Source organism: Nostoc sp. DSM 114161 (assembly GCF_052692665.1).
On the sequence record NZ_CP195141.1, the window covers coordinates 1097417 to 1113179 of the forward strand.

General features: G+C 39.0%; 14 protein-coding genes and 1 pseudogene. 8 read left to right on the forward strand and 7 right to left on the reverse strand.

Annotated features, from left to right (window positions below; all coding sequences use genetic code 11):
• Positions 1 to 17: 17 nt before the first annotated feature.
• Complete coding sequence (locus tag NSTC745_RS04810) at positions 18 to 440, forward strand: hypothetical protein (RefSeq protein WP_445636128.1); 423 nt, start codon at positions 18 to 20, stop codon at positions 438 to 440.
• Between the two features lie 178 nt (positions 441 to 618).
• Here the strand turns inward: NSTC745_RS04810 and NSTC745_RS04815 are convergent, their stop codons facing one another.
• The 4 genes from NSTC745_RS04815 to NSTC745_RS04830 all read right to left on the reverse strand — a co-directional run bounded on the left by NSTC745_RS04815 (position 619) and on the right by NSTC745_RS04830 (position 3599).
• A complete protein-coding gene (locus NSTC745_RS04815) occupies positions 619 to 981 on the reverse strand; it encodes a hypothetical protein (protein WP_445636129.1) in 363 nt (120 codons plus the stop codon).
• Between the two features lie 342 nt (positions 982 to 1323).
• Positions 1324 to 2217 carry an ROK family protein gene (locus NSTC745_RS04820; RefSeq protein ID WP_445636130.1) on the reverse strand — a complete coding sequence of 298 codons (894 nt, stop codon included), beginning with the start codon at positions 2215 to 2217 and terminating at the stop codon, positions 1324 to 1326.
• Between the two features lie 128 nt (positions 2218 to 2345).
• Positions 2346 to 2549, reverse strand: a complete 204-nt coding sequence (locus tag NSTC745_RS04825) for a hypothetical protein (RefSeq protein ID WP_445638530.1) — start codon at positions 2547 to 2549, stop codon at positions 2346 to 2348.
• 153 nt (positions 2550 to 2702) lie between these two features.
• On the reverse strand, positions 2703 to 3599 hold the full coding sequence (locus NSTC745_RS04830; protein ID WP_445636131.1) for an ABC transporter permease: 897 nt from the start codon (positions 3597 to 3599) through the stop codon (positions 2703 to 2705).
• Between the two features lie 238 nt (positions 3600 to 3837).
• On the opposite strand from NSTC745_RS04830, the gene NSTC745_RS04835 reads away from it, so the two are divergent.
• The 3 genes and pseudogenes from NSTC745_RS04835 to NSTC745_RS04845 all read left to right on the forward strand — a co-directional run bounded on the left by NSTC745_RS04835 (position 3838) and on the right by NSTC745_RS04845 (position 4937).
• Entirely contained in the window at positions 3838 to 3954 is a 117-nt protein-coding gene (locus tag NSTC745_RS04835; protein ID WP_445638531.1) for an element excision factor XisH family protein, read from the forward strand.
• Between the two features lie 552 nt (positions 3955 to 4506).
• Positions 4507 to 4728 (forward strand): annotated as a pseudogene (locus NSTC745_RS04840) (element excision factor XisH family protein); the annotation flags it as partial.
• Positions 4716 to 4937 carry an element excision factor XisI family protein gene (locus tag NSTC745_RS04845; protein WP_445636132.1) on the forward strand — a complete coding sequence of 74 codons (222 nt, stop codon included), beginning with the start codon at positions 4716 to 4718 and terminating at the stop codon, positions 4935 to 4937. The pseudogene NSTC745_RS04840 and the gene NSTC745_RS04845, both read left to right, overlap by 13 nt.
• An 89-nt stretch (positions 4938 to 5026) precedes the next feature.
• Here the strand turns inward: NSTC745_RS04845 and trxB are convergent, their stop codons facing one another.
• Complete coding sequence (gene trxB, locus NSTC745_RS04850) at positions 5027 to 6397, reverse strand: thioredoxin-disulfide reductase (protein WP_445638532.1); 1371 nt, start codon at positions 6395 to 6397, stop codon at positions 5027 to 5029.
• Between the two features lie 492 nt (positions 6398 to 6889).
• Here trxB and NSTC745_RS04855 point away from each other — a divergent pair, with 492 nt between their 5' ends.
• Positions 6890 to 7417 (forward strand): class I SAM-dependent methyltransferase, encoded by a 528-nt coding sequence (locus NSTC745_RS04855; protein WP_445636133.1) that lies wholly within the window; start codon positions 6890 to 6892, stop codon positions 7415 to 7417.
• 267 nt (positions 7418 to 7684) lie between these two features.
• A complete protein-coding gene (locus NSTC745_RS04860; protein WP_445636134.1) occupies positions 7685 to 9022 on the forward strand; it encodes a class I SAM-dependent methyltransferase in 1338 nt (445 codons plus the stop codon).
• A 64-nt stretch (positions 9023 to 9086) separates the two neighbouring features.
• Here NSTC745_RS04860 and NSTC745_RS04865 read toward each other — a convergent pair whose 3' ends face one another.
• Positions 9087 to 10058, reverse strand: coding sequence for an FkbM family methyltransferase (locus NSTC745_RS04865; protein ID WP_445636135.1), 972 nt, complete (start codon positions 10056 to 10058; stop codon positions 9087 to 9089).
• A 371-nt stretch (positions 10059 to 10429) separates the two neighbouring features.
• On the opposite strand from NSTC745_RS04865, the gene NSTC745_RS04870 reads away from it, so the two are divergent.
• Complete coding sequence (locus NSTC745_RS04870; RefSeq protein ID WP_445636136.1) at positions 10430 to 10984, forward strand: type IV pilin-like G/H family protein; 555 nt, start codon at positions 10430 to 10432, stop codon at positions 10982 to 10984.
• A 118-nt stretch (positions 10985 to 11102) separates the two neighbouring features.
• Complete coding sequence (locus tag NSTC745_RS04875; RefSeq protein ID WP_445636137.1) at positions 11103 to 13313, forward strand: O-linked N-acetylglucosamine transferase, SPINDLY family protein; 2211 nt, start codon at positions 11103 to 11105, stop codon at positions 13311 to 13313.
• A gap of 253 nt (positions 13314 to 13566) precedes the next feature.
• Here the strand turns inward: NSTC745_RS04875 and NSTC745_RS04880 are convergent, their stop codons facing one another.
• Positions 13567 to 15711 (reverse strand): O-linked N-acetylglucosamine transferase, SPINDLY family protein, encoded by a 2145-nt coding sequence (locus NSTC745_RS04880; RefSeq protein WP_445636138.1) that lies wholly within the window; start codon positions 15709 to 15711, stop codon positions 13567 to 13569.
• Positions 15712 to 15763 lie beyond the last annotated feature (52 nt).

A 15763-nucleotide genomic window follows, 5' to 3' on the forward strand; every position in this document is an offset into this window, starting at 1 on the left:
GGACTTGAGGAGATGTTGTGACGTACTGGGTGAAAATCCTTTACGAGAGGAAAGAATATGTAGTAAATTTTGAGCGCGTCCATGCTTTTTGTTATGAAAGAAATGGCAGGGTTACTTTTTGGTTGCCTGATAGTGCCATTCCCATAGTGATTAACCCCCAAAATAATCTCGAAGATTATCAAAAGGTTCTCAATTATATAGAGTGCGTTACCGAATTGGAATTAAATCATGCCTACTGGGTGAAAATTCTTTACGAAAAAAATGAATATGTAATTAACCTAGATTGCGTTAGTTCTTTTTGTCACGAATCAAATGGTAGGATAACTTTTTGGTTACCAGATGGCACTATTCCCATCATCATCAACCCTGTGAGTAATCCTGAATCCTATGAAAAAGTAGTCAAATATGTTGAGAAAGCAACAGGATATTTTTTGTCTTAATATTAACTAATTTTATGAAAATACCATAATAGTTTTATTAACGGTTGCACCTTTATATAATCATCAAGATGCAATTTACAAATCCTGGATAAACATCTAGTGAAAATGAATGTAGAGAGACGTAATGCTACGTCTCTACAAGGGTTTTAGCCAACGAATAATTAATTTATGGAGATGTCTATTGATGCTCGCCTCCATGACCATAAAAAGTTATTCCATAGGTACTGCAAAGATCGGCGCGGCGCATGACATCATAACTGCCATTACTATAAATGGCTTTAACATCGTAGGTACAATTATTGCTATTATTGCTAAATGTAACTAAGTCATATGAACCGTTAACAATATCTGAATTGAGAATATTACTACCCCAATATTTAGAGTATATTGATGATACATACAAATGAGTGATTTCTAATTCATTATTGTTGTAAACTAAGAAATCGCGCTCATCTGCAAGAGCATTTTGGTTCGTTAATGGTACTACTGGTAATGCCAAAATTGTTGCTAAAACTGTATGACGAACTAGTTTAAAAAACATAATCCACCTCTCAATCTGAGTTCAAAAAATAACGATAATCTCATCAGCAACGGTTGAGAAATTGATGATTATTATTGTTTTTCGATTCACTAACCGTTTCTTTAATACTCAGATTACGGGAGATGGCTAAGTAATGCATTCACGATTTATGCACATATAGCTGCATAATTTGTATAGTGCGATCGCATGATTGTGCATCGCATTTTACAGAAAACTGCACATAGTATTTTTCCAATATATGCAAGATTTCTGTTTAATATAGCAATCAAGCTAGTTAGGACATTAACAGATGAAAAAACAAAGACTGATGTCTCTAGCTGGGATTTTTTGAACCATAATAATTTAAAATTCCGAATACTTTTGCCATGCCAACTTTGCTGCACCCACCATTCCAGCAAATTTTCCTAACTGCGCTGGCAAAATCTGTAAACCTTCTCGCGATAAAGCCTGCACTCGCTTCTCAATTTCTGCTTTTACCGCTGGGAAGAAAAACTCAAAGCTACCGCTGATACCGCCGCCTATAACGATCGCTTCTGGTGTCAGCACGTAAACCAAAGTTGTCAAACCAACCCCCAAACACGTACCATATTCTTGCCAAAAAGTCAAGGCTTCAATATCTCCTTGTTGGGCAAGCATACCTAATTCGATGGGTTCCTTGAGAGTACGGCGACGAATGGCAGTAGCAGAAGCATATTGTTCCAAAGAGCCTCGATTGCCGCTATTGCATATTGGCCCGTCAGGGTTGAATGAAATTAAACCGAGTTCTCCAGCAGCTCCTTGATGTCCAACAAACAATTTGCCATTGAGCATAATTGCGCCACCAACCCCAGTCCCCAAAGTTAGAAGAATCAAATTTTGAAACTTGCGACCGGCTCCCAACCAAGCTTCTCCCAAAAGAGCGCAGTTAGCATCATTACCAATTACAGTAGGTTTGCCAGTCTTAGTTTCCAGCCAGTCTGCTAAAGGCACATCAATCCATCCAGGTAAGTTAATGGCAATTTTGGCAATCCGCGCCGCCGCATCCGCAGGGCCAGGAGTTCCCACACCAATAGCAACACTTTGATTATCTGGATCTATTTGAGCGATCGCATCTACCAACACTGCTAACACAGCCTCTGGCGTTGTTGGTTGGGGAGCCGTCAAAGTCAAAGATTGCAGACAAGTACCATCAGTTGTAAAACGTCCCAGCTTAATTGCTGTTCCCCCCACATCAATGCCAATTACGTCGTTTGTCATTAGTCATTAGTCATTAGTTATTGGGTATGGGGCATAGGGCATAGGGCATAGGGCATTAGTGATTCTACCCGTTCCCGCGTCCTTCCATCTCCCCACTGCCTATGGTCCAGTTCAAAATTGACAATTCCTCAGGATTTTAGAATTTTGGCACGAAAATATTCTAAATTTTCTGTCTTATTGGGTGCAAGCCGTAAGTCAGTAACAGTCGTGGTACGAACACTCGATTGCTCTTGCCAAGCTGTAACTGGAGTACCTCTTAAGATACCAGCAAGAGCAACAGAAAGCATAAACCCGCCAGTAGCGGCGGCAATTAATGTCAGGTTATCTTTCACACAAATCTCTCTACTATATTTGTTATTTGTCATTAGTTATTTGTCCTCTCTTACAAAGTTCAGATCGGAGGAAACCTCCGCTCTGACTTTGCGCTTTGTCATTTGTCAGTTGTCTTTGCCAATGACCAGTGACTAATGACTAATGACCAATGACTACTTCCGGATTCTATTTTCTCTTCGTAAACGAGGATTGACAAATTCATTTAACCCTTCACCAAGTAGTGATAACCCTACTACCATGCATGTCATAGTTAAACCAGGAAAAAGGGTGGTCCACCAAATGCCAGTAGGTAAAGCTTCCAGTGCTTGTTTTAAATCGTATCCCCATTCTGGCACTTCTTCTGGAAGCCCTAGTCCCAAAAAGCCCAAACCGCCCAATACTAAAATTGCATCGGCGGCGTTGAGGGTGAATAGTACGGGTACGCTTTGAATAACGTTGAAAAATAAATATCGAGAAAGGACAGTCCAAGTGGAAGCGCCCATTGCTTGAGCAGCTTCGATGAACACTTCAGTTTTGACGCTAACGGTGTGGTTGCGGACAACGCGGTAATATTGGGGAATGTAAGCAATGCTAATGGCGATCGCAGCATTCAATATCCCACGCCCCACCACAAACGCCAGTGTCACAGACAACAACAGCCCTGGTAAAGTGTAAATGCTATCCATAATAAACAGCAAGACTTTATCCAATTTTCCACCGAGATAACCACTCAGCATCCCCAAAGGTACACCGATAATCATACTCAAGGCGGTGGCCAAAATTACCACTTGCAACGCAGCTTGAGCGCCGAACAACGTGCGGGAGAAGACATCATAACCCAGGCGACTAGTACCAAACCAATATTTAGCCGATGGTGGCTGATGAATTGGATTCGAGAGAAAATCTTTTGGGTTTTGCAGCCATCCCCAAGCCTGGAATGCGGGAGCGAAAAATGCCAAGAAAATGAAAAATAGGGTAATGATTAACCCTATAAGCATGAGTTTCTGGGAAAGATTGGGATTTTTAGCGAACTGGAAAAATGTAGGCAACTGCCGTTTTGTGATGGCCATGTGCGATCGCCTGGATCGAGGAAGATACGCTGACCATTTTACATATCAGATAGGGAATTGCGTAAACATCCTGAATAAAAGTCCCACTGCCTCGCGGTGGATACAGAGCTAGACTGAGGTAGCGCTGAGATTATGCTTTATTTTTGCTAAAGATAAATTCCCAGCCAGTGTCACCATAAAGGTAAATCATTCCAAGTGGAGAAAGATTTTAATATACTTTGATATACCTGCAAGAGATATCGATCGTGATGCTGTTAAGAATGCCTTAGTTCAAGAAGGCTGGATAATTACAGATGACCCTTTACATTTAAAGTGGGGTCAAAAAGATATGTATGTAGATTTAGACGATGTTTGAAAAGTCCTCTCCTTGGTAGCAAAACATTTCAGATCCCCCTAAATCCACGCCACTTGCTCATGGGGAGCCACTGCGTTGGGCGGCTGTGCCGACTTGTTCGCGCAGCGTCTCCGACAGGAGAAGCAAGTGGCGTGGAAACCCCCAAGACCGCAGTGGCTCCCCTTAAAAAGGGGGACTTTGATTCCGGTTCCCCCCTTTTTAAGCTACCGTCTATACACAAGTCGAATTACCCCCCTTAATCCCCCCTTTCTAAGGGGGGAAACCGGAAAATCTAGTTCCCTCCCCTTGACAAGGGGGAGCCACTGCGTTGGGCGGCTCTGCCGACTTGTTCGCGCAGCGTCTCCGACAGGAGAAGCAAGTGGCGTTAGGGTTAGGGTGGGGTAATTCGAGGACTGGTAGTAATTCGATAACTTGTGTGTACACCGTAGCCTTTTTAAGGGGGGCTAGGGGGGATCTACAAGTGCCTAAAATCACAACCAAATACTTTTCAAACAAGCTCTTAGGAGCCAAACAATTATTAGCCGCAGAACAATGAAGTAATTTGTTAGTCCCTCAGAAATGGCAGATCTAAAAGATGCTATTGGAGGATTTATCATGTATCGCGCTGTTATCAATCGCCTTGAGCCAGAAAGAATATTATATTTGGCAGTGCGCGATAGCGTATTTACAGCTTTGTTTGAGGAACCAATTGGTACACTTTTAATAGAAACTGAAAATCTAAAGTTACTTGTTTTTAATCCAGAACCTGAGAGGATTATTCAATGGATACCTTAGATAATTATCGACATATCAGCAAAGAAGTATTAGTACCCTACACACAAATTCCTTATTCCCACGCAGCTAGTGAATGTAAAGCAGTCTTTGATAGCGCAGAAGATGGCGTCACCTACGAATTAGTAGCAGCGGGAATTCCCAAAGAAAAAATTGTCTTGGGATTTCACCCGCCAAATGTTAGGCAACACACAGGATATGCTGTTGCCTAACTTATTAAGGCTAACATTGGCAGGCATTGGGCATTGAGCATTTCTGCCTCATCCCTATGCCCTATTCCCCATGCCCCATGCCCCATTCCTTAAAGATTACTTTCAATCAACTGCCGATATTCGCTCTTTTGCTTAACGCCTTTAACTTCCTTCACTAGTTCCTTGTTTTTGAACAATTGAACTGTTGGCGTTCCTGTAACGTTAGCATTTTCAGCAATATCTCGGTCTTTGTCGATGTCAATTTCCACAAAGTGAATTTTGCTGTCAAATTCATCCACCACTTTGTTTAAAATTGGCTTCAAGGTATGACAAGGGCCGCAACCAGGAGAGACGTATTTAACTAGGAGTAAGCGATCGCTTTCGTGGAATAATTTCCGTAAAGCATAACCTCCCTCATGGCGGGTTGCATTCAAGCTAAATCCAGCTTCTTCCTCAGCTTCGGTCTTTTTGGCTGGCTGATGTTCTAATTCGTTATCTGCTGTTTCTGGCTGTTGATGAAATTCTTGAATTAAGCCACTAGATGACAACCAACGTTCTGCCAACATCGCCGCCATACAGCCACTACCCGCAGCGGTAATTGCTTGACGAAATTCATGATCTTGTACGTCACCAGCGGCAAAAACGCCTTCTATACTGGTTTCCGCAGAACCTGGCTTAGTGACAACATAACCCACCTCATCGAGTTCTAGTTGTCCCTTAAATAAAGAGGTATTGGGAGTATGACCAATGGCGTAAAATAAACCCTTGGCGTGTAGTTTGCTTTCTTCACCAGTCCTGGTATTGCGGACTTTCACCCCTTCCATGTGACCGTTACCGAAGATATCCACGGCTTCTGTGTTCCAATGCACTTGGATTTTCGGGTTGCTTAAAACTCGGTCTTGCATGGCTTTAGAAGCCCGCATTTTATCGGTGCGTACCAACATATTTACCTTGGAACCATACTTGGTGAGGTAAATTGACTCTTCCGCTGCTGAGTCGCCAGCACCAATTACAGCCAATTCTGCACCGTGGAAAATCGGTGTTGCACCATCACAAATTGCACAAGCCGAAATACCCCGACTCCAAAATTCATGCTCGTTGGGTAAACCTAAACGCTTTGCTGTCGCACCGGTAGCAATAACGATGCTGTTGGTTTTGATTTCCCTTTCTTGCGATCGCACTGTAAAAGGACGCTGACTCAAGTCAACTGAGATAACATCTTCAGTATATAGCTCAGCCCCCCAACGCTCTGCTTGCGCCTTCATCTTATCCATCAGTTCCGGCCCGGTAATCCCTTGGGGAAACCCAGGAAAGTTTTCGACTTCGGTCGTCGTCATTAATTGCCCACCAGGCAAACCCCCGGCTTGGAAACCTTCAAATACAACGGGTTTGAGGTTAGCACGTCCAGCATAGATAGCGGCTGTGTACCCTCCTGGCCCAGAACCGATAATTACTAAGTTTTCTACTGTGGGGTTACTCATGAAAATATATGAACTCATAACGACTACGCTTAATATAGCATAACAAATCAGGATTGGCTACGCCAGATGGAAAGCGATGAGAAAACGCCTACGGTACTTTCTTCCAGAAGTAGGGAAAATGGATAAACAAAAAGAGTCTTCCCTTTCCCTTTCTTCCTCCATTGGCGCAGCCTCTCGTAAAGAAGGATTCCTTTTCCTCTTCTTGTAAAACTATTTTCAAGGCAGGACTGATTATCATCACCAGCAAAAACACCCTCTACACTGGTTTTGACACAACTGTGCTTGGTGACAATGTAAATATGATAGAAATCCTCAGAAGTTGGGAATACTCAAGGTTGAATGTGCCGCTTGCAAGCTTGAGCAGCATCAACAAGTTAGTATGAGGAGCAATTTCAATGCCAAGTCCAACATTTGATTTTTTTTATAAAAAGTTTTAATGGTCGATCCTTAATTAGGTAGAAGAAACGATCCAGAGGAGCAAAATACAAAAAAATGGCAGATATTAAACTTCATATTGGTGGAGAAGAAACACATCCAGACTGGAAAATATTCAATATTGAATCTCGTCCAGAAGTAGATTATGTTGGCAATGCATCTGATTTAAGTCAATTTGAAACTAATTCAATTACTGCAATTTACGCCAGTCATGTTCTAGAACATTTTTATTATGGAATAGATGATGAGTTAACTAATACTTTAAAAGAATGGCATCGAGTTCTCAAACCAGGTGGACAAATTTTTATTAGTGTACCTGACTTCAAAAAAATATGTTGGCTTTATCTGCATCCAGAATTTTCAGTATACGATCGCATGTATTTAATGCAGATGATATTTGGTGGACAAACCAATATAAATGATGTTCATAAGGTAGGATTTGATTTTGAAATATTGTCTATATTTTTAGAAAAGGTGGGATTTATAGAATATCAAAAAGTAAACGAATTTGGTTTATTTAATGATTATAGCAATATGCGGATATTGGATACACTTATTAGCCTGAATGTCATTGCCGAAAAATAAACATTTTCTGGGTTAAATTGGATTTATATTTAACAATTAACGTTTGCATATAAATCCAATTTTATTTTGCATCAATCCGCTACGTTTGAATCTTAATTTTAGAGTGGGCAATGTCCACTCTATATTTCAAAAATTATATTCAAATGCTGTATCTTTTGAATCTATTGCTAAAAATAGACAATTTTAGTTTTTAATAGGTTAAAAAATAATCTAAAAAATATTGCATCTTATTTATTCATCTAATAATTAATAGAAGGAGCAACTTTAATGAACCACCCACAATCTGATTTACTAGATAAAATTCGTCAGCAATTTGACACTTCTCCCTATCCCAGAGTCCCTCTTGATAAATCTCCTAAAGATAATCCTAATTTACTGTACATTCATAATTTGGTTACACCTTATTATTTAAGGAGTCAAGAAGAAATCGATACTAAAGGTAAAGTAATTTTAGATGCTGGATGTGGCACTGGCTATAAATTATTAGTTTTGGCAGAAGCTAATCCAGGTGCAAAAATTGTTGGGGTTGATATATCAGAAGAATCGATTAAATTAGCACAGCAACGCTTAGAATATCATGGATTTGACAATGCAGAGTTTCATGTATTGTCAATTCAGGAATTGCCAAAGCTAGATTGTCAATTTGACTACATAAATTGTGATGAACTTTTATACCTTGTTCCTGATTTAGCTGCTGCCTTGGAAGCAATGAGATATGTTTTAAAGCCTAATGGCATCATTCGTAGTAATCTGCATAGTTCAATCCAGAGATTCCCTTATTTCCGCGCTCAGAAAGTTTTCACCATGATGGGTTTGATGGATGACAATCCAGAAGACTTAGAAATGGAAATTGTAGTAGAAACAATGAAAGCTTTGAAGGATAATGTTGAGATCAAAGCTAGAACTTGGAATTCTAATAAGTATGAAGGAGAGAACGGCAAAGAAGGAATTTTAATGAATTATTTATTTCAAGGAGATAAAGGTTACACCATCTCTGATATGTTTACGGCTTTGAAAGCAGCTAACTTAGAATTTATCAGTATGGTTAACTGGCGGCAGTGGGACTTAATAAACTTGTTTAAAGATCCAGAGAATTTGCCGACTTTTCTGGCAATGAGCTTACCAGAAATTTCTATAGAAGAACGGCTACAGTTATTTGAACTCATACATCCTATTCATCGGCTAATTGACTTTTGGTGCGGTCATTCTAATCAAGTACAGACTTTTCTCCCAGTTTCAGAATGGGCTGATTCTGATTGGCGACTGGCAAAAGTGAGTCTGCATCCTCAGTTAAAAACTCGTAATTTCCAAGAAGACCTCGTAGCCTGTATTACAGAATTTAGAATATTTCCTATCAGTGAGTATTTATCACTAGTTGAGGAATTTGTCGGGATAGATAGCTCATTAGCACTTTGCTTAATACCTTTATTAGAACAACCCCAGCCAATGAAGTTTTTGGTAGAGCATTGGAAACAATTTAGACCTTTAGATCCTATAACCTTAAAGCCTACAGATGAAGAGCAAGCCTTTCAGATGGTACAACAGCTGTTACTGAGGCTGGAGAGTCTTGGTTATGTAATGTTGGAACGTCTACCTAACGATTAGAAGGATTTTGAAAACCAGCGGGACTAGTGGCAGTCTCGCTGAGTTTCATCAATTGACAAAGACCTTAGATATTAAGAAAAGAACTAATATTAGCTACCACAGGTAGAGAATCTAATCCAGATTCAACAATATCTGGAAAATTAGATAATATTTCTATAATGGTTTGAGCAAAGTTATATTTTGGATTATCACCATAGTTAACCGTTAGGTACTCTAGCAACTCTAAACTATAATCTGGAAAGCCTAGAACATCAGCTATACAGGCTAATTTTAAAATTTTAGAGGGTTCTTTAATTTGAAAATTAGCATTTTCTCTAATCGGATCTTGGAGGTAATAAGCATCTCCCCAAAGTAATTGTCCTCGGCGGTGTGTCGAGCCGATTGGTGAGCGAGCGCGGTGACGGTAGTTAGTTTCTAAATCGAATAACGTAAAACCATGTTCTCTTAAAAACACATCTATATCAGCAAACAAAGGCTGATTTACATATATGTGTGAAAATTCAACTTCTACTTGAATTCCCAACACACCACGTTTTAAAATCTCCAATGCTCCTTCTAAAACTTGAAGTTCTGCACCTTGAACATCAATTTGTATAAAATCTATTGTGTTTATTTCTTCGGCATTGCAAAAAGTATCTAATGTAGTTGTCTCAATTTCTATGGTGAAATCCAAGTTACATAATTCTGGTAAATAGCTAAATCTTGCTGTATATGTTTCGTTCGGCGGATATAGAGAACTACACATAGGATGCTTAGTTACATAAAGGGTTGCCTCTTGCACAGACTTTCCCAGCGCTAAAGGAATATGTTTTTCAGTCCAATTTATTTGTTTCAATTCCAATTCAGCTTCAGCAGCTTCACAAGCATCCGGATCTGCATCAAAACCGTAAATAGTCAGGTTAGGAGCAAATAAATTCCAAGCACCAGCACCATAGTCATCTAGTGATGATATTTTACGAGACCCTACATTACATACTGTTATATGAATTTGGTCAAGCAGACCTTTTTCTTTGAGGTTCTTTACAAAAATAGACATCTCTTGGTCAATTTCTATGTATTTTCATAGCAAGTATCTATTGCACATTCAGGAGTGTCAACTGCGGCATAGAATCTTCGTAAATTGCAAAAGAGGCTACTAACCTTTAGGAACCTGCAAGCAGTATCAATCTTTATCTCCCCAAATAGCCTCAACAGATAGTTTTCTTTAACTCAACACATAGTGAGATTAAGGGCCTACAACTGATAAAACCCTTTCTAGTTAAGGAAAAAGCCCTAGAATCAACGCGATCGCCATATATACAGTTGAATAGTTGAAAAAAAATTTAGCTGGGGTGATATGAAACCAAACACGCGAGGGTAAGTTACATCTAGAACACACAAACACTTCCTACCCCAGGGAAAACACTTATGAAAAGCGAATTGAAAGCAAAGTTTCTCCAACACATTATCGGTAAAAAGAAGGAAAACGAAGGTTTTACACTTATTGAATTATTGGTAGTAATTATCATCATTGGGATTTTGTCAGCTATTGCTCTGCCTTCTTTCTTGAACCAAGCCAACAAAGGTAAACAGTCCGAAGCTAAACAGTACACTGGTTCAATGAACCGCGCTCAGCAAGCATACCTATTGGAAAATGGTGATTTCACCACTGTAATGGATAAATTAGGGCTTGGTATTAGAACCCAAACAGAGAATTACGCATACGCTATTAACGGGGATACTACTTTAGTCGCCAATAATGGTATATCTCTAAAGGGAACCCTCAAATCCTACAAGGGTGTTGTTGTTAAATCAATAGTATTATCCACCAGTGAAGCAACTACTCTAGCTGTGTTATGTCAGTCTGATACTGTTGGCAATCGTAGTGGTGAAGTAGCAAGCTATGGTACAGCTGGAACATCATCAGGTACTCCAGTGCAACCTGGTTGTAACACTGGCTTTACAGAATTGACATCTAAGTAAGAACTTGAGTTCTATATCTAATTGCAAGGTTTATAAGAGTGGGTAGTTTAGGCTACCCACTTTAATTTTGTTTTCAATTCTGGGAATAGTACTAGTACTATTCTGAAAATTCTTGACTATGACTTCTGTCCAAATTTCTACTGATATCAACTCATTAGAGCAGCAAGCCCAACAATATTTTATTAAAGGTAACTATACTCAAGCTGCTAGCTGCTATGAACAAGCGATCGAAATAGAACCAGAAGTGAAATCTCATTACTGGAACTTGGGATTAATGTTGCTATTGCAGGGACAAGAAGCAGAAGCACAAATGACTTGGCTGCTGGGTATGGAGGAGGGAGAAGTACAACAAGTAGAGCAATGGACTGCGGAATTGATAAAAGTTCTGCAAACCGAAGCCGAACGTAGAGAGACACTGGCAGAATATTCAGTTGCTTGGGCAATTCGCCAACATATACGGGAAATTTCTCCTCAATATGTGAATAATCTTCTTTATTTGATTGAGCTATCTATTAAACAAGAAACTTTTACTGGTGATGAATTAACTTCCCTAGAGCTAATTGAATTAATTCAGTCAGAAGAAATTATAGATATTGAGTTATTGTTGCAAGTATTAGAAAGTATTCTCAATGAAGACCCTTTGCATCCCTCTGTTCTGGAGTTTGCAGAAGCTTGTCTAGTCCATATTAGTCAGCCTCAACCTTTCATTAATATTGTGCTGCCAGCCGCAGTCAAAATCGCCCATTCTATGCGGCAACCTCAAGTAGCAATATTAATGACTGAACTATGTTTGCGCCTTGAACCTGAAAGAATAGAAATTTTACGTCATCTTGCTGCTTTTTATTTCAAAGATAATAATTATTCTAGAGGAATAGAAGTAGCAAAGTTATGTTATTCACTATCAAAGACTGTAAGTGACAAACTTTTTGCCAAACACCTGATACAACGAGGGTTAATGGAAGCTCCTGCTTATTGGAATGAAGCTTGTGTAGTTTTTCGAGAACAGGAATCTTTACTGATATCTTTGATAGAAGAACAACCTACAAATCTGGAATCATTCACAGTACTCTGGTTATTTAATACCAATTATTACGCAGCTTACTTGCGAGATGACCCAGAACAAAATAGACAAATTCAAAATCACTTAGTGCAAGTTTGCCAGCTTAATGTGCAAGAGTATGCTCAAGAAAAAGTTCAACGATATGGAAGTCGGCAGTTAAGTAGAGGCACTAAGCAACTAAAAATTGGCTATTTATCTCATTGTTTATCTAGGCATTCAGTTGGCTGGTTAGCTCGGTGGCTAATTCAGCATCACAACCGGGAAAAATTTGATATTTATGGCTATTTTATAAATTATAAACAGGTAGACGATCCATTACAAGAATGGTATGTTCAGCAATTCACTGAAGTCTATAAAGGTGGAATTTATAGCGATGATATTGCTGAAAAAATTTACGAAGATGAGATTGATATTTTAATCGATTTGGATAGCATTACTTTAGATATTACTTGTGAAATCATGGCGTTTAAACCTGCGCCTGTGCAAGCAACATGGTTAGGTTGGGACGCTTCAGGAATACCAACAGTTGATTACTTTATTGCCGATCCTTATGTTCTACCAGAATCTGCTCAAGAATACTATACAGAAAAAATCTGGAGGTTACCCCAAACCTATATAGCAGTGGATGGTTTTGAGGTAGGTATACCAACTTTACGGCGCGACTCGCTTGATATTCCTAGTGATGCTGTAGTTTATCTCAGCGCTCAAAGAGGGTTTAAACGCCATCCTGATACAGCACGGCTGCAAATGAGAATTATTAAGGAAGTGCCTAATAGCTATTTTTTGATTAAAGGGATAGCAGACACAGAAGCTGTACAGAAATTTTTTATGGAGTTGGCAGAGGAAGAGGGTGTAGAGTTTTCACGTCTACGATTTTTACCTTTGGATATTTCTGAGTCCGTCCATAGAGCCAATTTAGCTATTGCGGATATTGTATTAGATACTTACCCATACAACGGAGCAACGACAACCTTAGAAACACTTTGGATGGGTATTCCTTTAGTAACTAGAGTTGGTAAGCAATTTGCAGCTCGTAACAGCTACACCATGATGATGAATGTAGGTGTTACGGAAGGTCTTGCTTGGACAGACGAAGAGTATGTAAATTGGGGTGTGCGCTTAGGTAAGGATGAGGCTTTAAGACAACAAATTGCTTGGAAATTGCGACTCTCAAAGCAAACAGCGCCTCTGTGGAATGCCAAACAATTTACCTTAGAGATGGAGAAGGCTTACGAACAGATGTGGCAGAAGTATATTGGTAATTCGTAAGATAGCCAACCTTATGCAGCTAAAACTAGACATCTGGTGAAATTAATTCTGTGTTACCCGAAACCCTTGTAGAGACGTAGCAATCCTACGTCTCTACATTCATTTTCACTCCTATAGGGCTAGTATTTGATTTGGTGAAAAAATTCAGTACAACTAAGAAGCTTTCTTGACTCTTGCCTATTGCCTATTGCCTACCGGGAGCAAATTAGTTCAGAAATCAAAGCGGATTCCTATATGTCTATTATCAATAGTTTTATCTGAGGCTTTGTGCAACAACCTGTTTATAGAACGCTTCTAGACCTGTAACACAAACCTTGTCATCAAAGAGGCGGTGGTGACTCTGGCTCATTTGTTCTGCAATACTGCGTCGCAAAACTGGGTCTAGTCCTAATTTGACAGCAATCTCGATATATTCGGCTTCATTTTCAGCAATAGTGTCTGTCACTCCTAGCATTTTAAGAAAGCTGTCAGAGTGACGACCACGCATAAATTCTCCGGGACAGGTGACAATGGGAAGATTACAAGCGATCGCTTCTAAGCTAGTATTTCCACCAGACCATGTAAAGGTATCTAGATAAACATCTGAAAGTAAGTTAATCATCAGATAGTCTAGCCGTTCTGGGATGGTAAGAAATAAGCAATAATCTTCGCTGTTGAGTTCCACAGCGGCGAAAACACGTTGCAAACGTCTTTGGAGTAAAGTCCCACGCAAAAACACAAATTTAGCTTGGGGAACCCGACGAGCAATTTCCGCAAAAATAAAATCATATTGCGGTAGATATTTGAAAGGAGCTTGGCAGGATAAATATATTACTGCATCATCTTTTAACCCCAAATCCGAGCGGGTTTTGATGACTGGTGGAATATATGGTTGAGGATAAGAAACGCCAATATTAGGTAAAAGAATCAATTTTTCTGAGTAATGCTCTTGAGCATTTTCAGGTTCCATTAATTCGCTAGATAAATAGTAATCTATTGTCGGTAAGCCAGTGGTTACCGGATGTCCCCAAGCAACACATTGCACAGGTGCAAGCCGCAGGCCAGCCATTTGCATGGTTTGTGGGTCCATACCTATTTCGGGAAAGACTAAAATATGCAACTCATCAGCGATTATCTGTTCGCAAACTGCTGATAAGTTATGAGGAATATGGTGGAAAATATCACTGTAACTTTGAAACTGTTGCGTCACAGTATCTGGCTCATTTCCTGTATAGTAACAGTAGATTTCAAAGCTTTGGCGATCGCAGTAATGCAGCCAGCCAATTAACCAAAGTGTGCCACTATAAGAATGTAGGTAATTTGAAATGTAACCAATACGAATTTTATTATTGAGTTTTAACTTAGGCATTGATAAAGGAACTACCCATTGTGGATAGTTAGCTGCCATAATCTCATGTACTAACTTTCCATACTGACGTTGTAAATCTATATCATTTTGTGCCTGATATGATAAATAGAAATTTGTGAGGCGACCTATACCCGTTAAAGCACTCTCTTGCTCTTCTTTAGTTTTCAAAGATGTTTGCTGAATTAAATTTTGCAGTCCTTGAATAAAGCGCTGACGATAAAAGCTAATTTCTTCTATACTTTCATATATTAATGGAACTGTTAAATATTTGAGAATTTGAAAAGTGTAATCATTGGGTAAGTATTTAGCAGCATTTTCCGCACTTGAAATTGCTTCTTGAATACGTCCATGCCGCCGCAAGTCAATAATTAATGAGAAATGTAACTTCCCTTCTGTAGGGTAAAGTTTAATTCCTTCTTCAAGTGTCAGAAAATATTCATTTAACAGATTTAACTGTCTATAGCAATAACTTAGGTTACAATAAATATCTGCATTAACTGATTGGATTTCTAAAAGTTTTTTATATTGAGCGATCGCTCCTATCCATCTCCTTTCTTGAAATAATCTATTACCTAAATCAAAAACTAAGTGTTCGATTTGTATATCGGCAAAACTTTCTATTGTATATGCTGGAATTTTTTTGATTATAAATGATACTAATTTGTTCGCACTTTCACTTTCCAAAATAATTCGACCGTGGAGGAAGGTAACTAGAACTTCTAGTTCCATCTCATCTAAATTTCCTAGCAGATAAATTTCACATTCTACAGTGAGATCGAAATTTTCTGTGATGAGCAGATTCATAGCTACGGTAGATAAAACCAAGTTAGCATCATCTTCACAAATACCGTTAGTATTTATAAATAATGTTATTTGCTTGCTATAAGGATGAATTATTACCGTTTTAATTACTTGTTCTAACTCTAAAATTAGTGATTCTTCTGATTGTGACCAATCAGGAAAAATGATGATATTGATATTTTTATCGTTAACAGCCAGTAAGTCAGAAATAGGTAATTCTGATTTAGTAATTGAGTTACTTGGTTCCACTTTTAATCGCCTATAGTTAGCTTAATATAATTAATGTAAAAAGATTTAACTC

Coding starts and splice junctions, on each gene's coding strand:
- NSTC745_RS04815 (WP_445636129.1), bottom strand. CDS start 981: ATGTTTTTTAAACTAGTTCGTCATACAGTTTTAGCAACAATTTTGGCA.
- NSTC745_RS04820 (WP_445636130.1), bottom strand. CDS start 2,217: ATGACAAACGACGTAATTGGCATTGATGTGGGGGGAACAGCAATTAAG.
- NSTC745_RS04830 (WP_445636131.1), bottom strand. CDS start 3,599: ATGGCCATCACAAAACGGCAGTTGCCTACATTTTTCCAGTTCGCTAAA.
- NSTC745_RS04845 (WP_445636132.1), top strand. CDS start 4,716: ATGGATACCTTAGATAATTATCGACATATCAGCAAAGAAGTATTAGTA.
- trxB (WP_445638532.1), bottom strand. CDS start 6,397: ATGAGTAACCCCACAGTAGAAAACTTAGTAATTATCGGTTCTGGGCCA.
- NSTC745_RS04855 (WP_445636133.1), top strand. CDS start 6,890: ATGGCAGATATTAAACTTCATATTGGTGGAGAAGAAACACATCCAGAC.
- NSTC745_RS04860 (WP_445636134.1), top strand. CDS start 7,685: ATGAACCACCCACAATCTGATTTACTAGATAAAATTCGTCAGCAATTT.
- NSTC745_RS04865 (WP_445636135.1), bottom strand. CDS start 10,058: ATGTCTATTTTTGTAAAGAACCTCAAAGAAAAAGGTCTGCTTGACCAA.
- NSTC745_RS04870 (WP_445636136.1), top strand. CDS start 10,430: ATGAAAAGCGAATTGAAAGCAAAGTTTCTCCAACACATTATCGGTAAA.
- NSTC745_RS04875 (WP_445636137.1), top strand. CDS start 11,103: ATGACTTCTGTCCAAATTTCTACTGATATCAACTCATTAGAGCAGCAA.